The sequence below is a fragment of the Mesorhizobium sp. M7A.F.Ca.US.014.04.1.1 genome, from assembly GCF_003998745.1.
Classification (GTDB): Bacteria; Pseudomonadota; Alphaproteobacteria; order Rhizobiales; family Rhizobiaceae; genus Mesorhizobium; species Mesorhizobium ciceri.
Genome location: NZ_RZRW01000592.1, coordinates 1 through 3428, shown reverse-complemented (window position 1 = coordinate 3428; position 3428 = coordinate 1). Strand labels below are relative to the sequence as shown.

Sequence of the window (3428 nt, the reverse complement as noted above, 5' to 3'; positions counted from 1 at the left end):
CGAGCCTGTTCGCGGCGCTGCCCAGGCTGGCGGACGGCGAGCCGATCACCAGGGTGGCGCTTGATCTCGGCTATGACAGCGTGCCGGCCTTCATCACCATGTTCAAGCGCATGCTGGGGACCTCGCCGCGCGGCTATATGCGCGGCGCACGCGAGAACGTCGAGGTCGCTCGTCGCCTGATCGGCCCGGTTCGGTTGGAAAGCTCCGCGCCTTAAGGGCAGGCGGGTTTAGTCGAACAGGCTGGACACCGATTCCTCAGTCGCCGTGCGCGAGATGGCTTCGCCCATCAGGTCGGCGATCGAGATGACGCGGATGTTGGGCGCGTCGAGCACGCCCTGGGTCGGCTGGATGGAATCGGTGATCACCAGTTCCTGCAGCTTCGAGCCGCTGATGCGGGCAACGGCACCGCCCGACAGCACGCCGTGGGTGATATAGGCGGTGACGCTGGGGGCGCCGTTGGCCAGCAGCGCAGCGGCGGCGTTGCACAGCGTGCCGCCGGAATCGACGATGTCGTCGATCAGCAGGCAATCCTTGCCGGCGACCGCGCCGATGATGTTCATGACTTCCGATTCGCCCGGCCGTTCGCGGCGCTTGTCGACGATGGCCAGTTGCGCATCGAAGCGCTTGGCCAGCGCACGGGCGCGGACCACGCCGCCAATGTCGGGCGAAACCACCACGACGTTGCCGAGTTGCTTGTATTTGGCCTTCACGTCGCGGGCCATCACCGGCACGGAAAACAGATTGTCGGTCGGGATGTCGAAGAAGCCCTGGATCTGGCCGGCATGCAGGTCGAGCGTCAGAACGCGGTCGACGCCGGCGCGGGTGATCATGTTGGCGACCAGCTTGGCCGAGATCGGCGTGCGGCCGGAGGCGCGGCGGTCCTGCCTGGCGTAGCCGAAATAAGGGATGACCGCCGTGATGCGCTTGGCCGAGGAGCGCATGAAGGCATCGATCATGATAAGCAATTCCATCAAATGATCGTTGGTCGGGAACGAGGTCGACTGCAGGATGAAGACATCCTCGCCGCGCACGTTTTCCTGGATTTCGACGAAGATTTCCTGGTCGGCGAAGCGCCTGACCGTGGCTTTGCCCAGCGGGACGTTGAGGTACCGGGCGACTGCTTCGGCCAGCACCCTGTTGGAATTGCCCGCGAAGAGTTTCATGCACGGTTCCTGGTGGAGGATGATGAGGCCTGACGGACTCGCTTGCGCCCTTTAACCGGGCTTTTAGCGGCCCGCGCTGGTATTGCAAGCGCCGAGATCGGGAATCCGCCGGCTAAACTCAAGAAAGCTCCGCGCCATCGCCGGACTGCAACAGGGAGCAGGGGACTTGTGCTGGTTCTTCTTCTCATTGGGCATCGGATTTTCCCAAAACCGTCTCCACTTTGGGGTCCGATGCCTCTAGCCCGCCTTGCCGCCGAGCCAGGCGGCGAACTGGTCGATGGTCTGGTCGGCGATCGCCTGCATGGTGGCCGGCGAGATCCCCTTCCAGCTGTCGCCGCCCGCGCTGGCGCCGGAATTGACCGACGGAGCCTTCTGCTGGCCATTGATGCGGTGCAGCCGGTTGCCAGCGGGGTCATAGACGTCCCAGACATAGATGACGGTGGTGTCGGCGCCTTCCGACATCGTCGAGAAATAGCCTTTCAGCACATGTGTCACGGTCTGGTCGGCGCTGCCGGCGAGAGTGATGCCGCGCTGCCTGGCACGGGTCTGCAACTCCGCCGTCAGAGGTGTCGCAGCTTCCACCGAAGCGCCGACGATCGGCGCGATCTGCAAGCGGGTCTTCGACAGGATGGCAGCGCTTTGGGCTGATGTGACCGGTGCGGCGGCGGTTGCGGGAGCGCCAGACGTGCTGGTGGCGGGCCCGGCCGGAACCGTTGCCGCCGTGTTGCCTGACGTTGCGGGCAGCGTCTGGGTCGACGTCGCCGGCGGGGTGATCGCCGACGGTTCGAGCACGTCCTTTGCGTTGGTGCAGGCGGCAAGAGCCAATGCCACAAGCAATGACACGGTCGTCACATGCGATCGTCTCATTTGCCTTCTAACTCCTTGGCGAAGAACGCCTCCCACTGTGGATTCACTTTACGATCAAGTCGAGATCATGGCGGGACAGCGGCCTGGGCTGGGATTCGGTGGTCAGGTAGGTGCGGCCAAGCGTCATCGCCGTCTCGGTGTCGGAGTCCATGATGATCATATGGGCGAACAGCGTCATGTTGGGCGCGATCGGTTCGGGATTGCCCTGGTAGAACATCGGCATGTCCATCCAGGACGGGGTGAAGCGGGCGCCGACCGAATAGCCGCAGGCGTTCAGCCGGTGCTTGGTCAGGCCGTGTGCCTCCATGGTGCGGGCATGCGCATCGAAGACGTCGCCGAAGCTGTTGCCCGGCATCATCGCCTTCTCGACAGCCAGGAGTGCTGCGCGGGCGGCGTCGAACAGTTCCTGATGGCGCTTCGACACCTTGCCGGTCAGCACCGTGCGCATCATCGGCGCATGGTAGTGGTTGAAGACGCCGGCCCATTCGAGCGTCAGCTGGTCGTTCTTGGTGAGCTTGCGGCGGCCGGCCTTGTAGCGGCACAGCAGCGCATCGACGCCGGAGCCGATGATGAACTCGTTGGCCGGATAGTCGCCGCCGCCGGCGAAGATCGCGCCCTGCATGGCGGCCAGGATCAGAGCTTCGTCGCCGCCTTGCTTGATCAGCGGCAGTGCCGCGTCGAGCGCATCGTCGGAGAGATTGGCGGCCTTCTCGGCCTTGGCTATCTCGGCCGGGCTCTTGAACAGGCGCAGCCGGCCGACAATGCCGGACGCATCGGCGATCTGGCCGAAGGTCTGCAACTGCTCGTCCAGGCGGCGGCCGTTGAAGGCGGTCAGGCCGTGGGTGTCATATTCGACACCGATGCGGGCGCCGAGCAGGTCGAGTTCGTTGAGCAGATTGCGCAGGTCGACCGCGGGATTGGCGCCGTTGCGGTCGGTCCACAAGACGATGTTGTCGATAATCGAGGTCTGACGTGCCTGGCGCAGGTCGGCCGAGCGGGTCAGAAGCACCATCGAACCGTCGGCCTTGACCACCAGGCACTGGAAGAAGCAGAAGCCGAACGTGTCGTAGCCGGTCAGCCAATACATGCTTTCCTGCGCGAACAGCAGGATGGCGTCGAGCTTCTTTTCGGCCATCTCGATGATCAGCCGGTCGCGCCGCGCGTCAAATTCAGATCGTTCAAAATGCAGCGCCATTATTCCCTCTCCAAGACAATTGCCGAAACCTGCCGGCCGTAATCGGGCTCCTTGCGATGCGTGGTGCGCCGATAGGAGTAGAACAGGCCTTCCTCAGCGTAAGTGCAGCGGTCGAGGCCCTCAGCCGTCACGCCTGCCTTGGCCAGCCGGTCAACCGTGTAGCGGTTGAGGTCGAACATCGCATGGCCGGCATTGGCGGACGG

The 3428-nt window shown here is 64.1% G+C and carries 5 protein-coding genes; 1 reads left to right on the top strand and 4 read right to left on the bottom strand.

The window, feature by feature from the left end:
* Positions 1 to 215, top strand: a 215-nt coding sequence (locus EOA22_RS28175; RefSeq protein WP_164755905.1) for an AraC family transcriptional regulator, incomplete at its 5' end; no start/stop codon positions are given.
* 12 nt (positions 216 to 227) lie between these two features.
* On the opposite strand, the gene EOA22_RS28170 is transcribed toward EOA22_RS28175, so the two are convergent.
* The 4 genes from EOA22_RS28170 to EOA22_RS28155 form a co-directional block, all read right to left on the bottom strand.
* A complete protein-coding gene (locus tag EOA22_RS28170) occupies positions 228 to 1163 on the bottom strand; it encodes a ribose-phosphate pyrophosphokinase (RefSeq protein WP_127390385.1) in 936 nt (311 codons plus the stop codon).
* 237 nt (positions 1164 to 1400) lie between these two features.
* Positions 1401 to 2030, bottom strand: a complete 630-nt coding sequence (locus EOA22_RS28165) for a hypothetical protein (RefSeq protein WP_063168841.1) — start codon at positions 2028 to 2030, stop codon at positions 1401 to 1403.
* Between the two features lie 43 nt (positions 2031 to 2073).
* Positions 2074 to 3225 carry a Xaa-Pro peptidase family protein gene (locus tag EOA22_RS28160; RefSeq protein WP_013530004.1) on the bottom strand — a complete coding sequence of 384 codons (1152 nt, stop codon included), beginning with the start codon at positions 3223 to 3225 and terminating at the stop codon, positions 2074 to 2076.
* Positions 3225 to 3428: laccase domain-containing protein (locus tag EOA22_RS28155; protein WP_206521345.1), on the bottom strand; the 204-nt coding region annotated here is incomplete at its 5' end. The genes EOA22_RS28155 and EOA22_RS28160, both read right to left, overlap by 1 nt.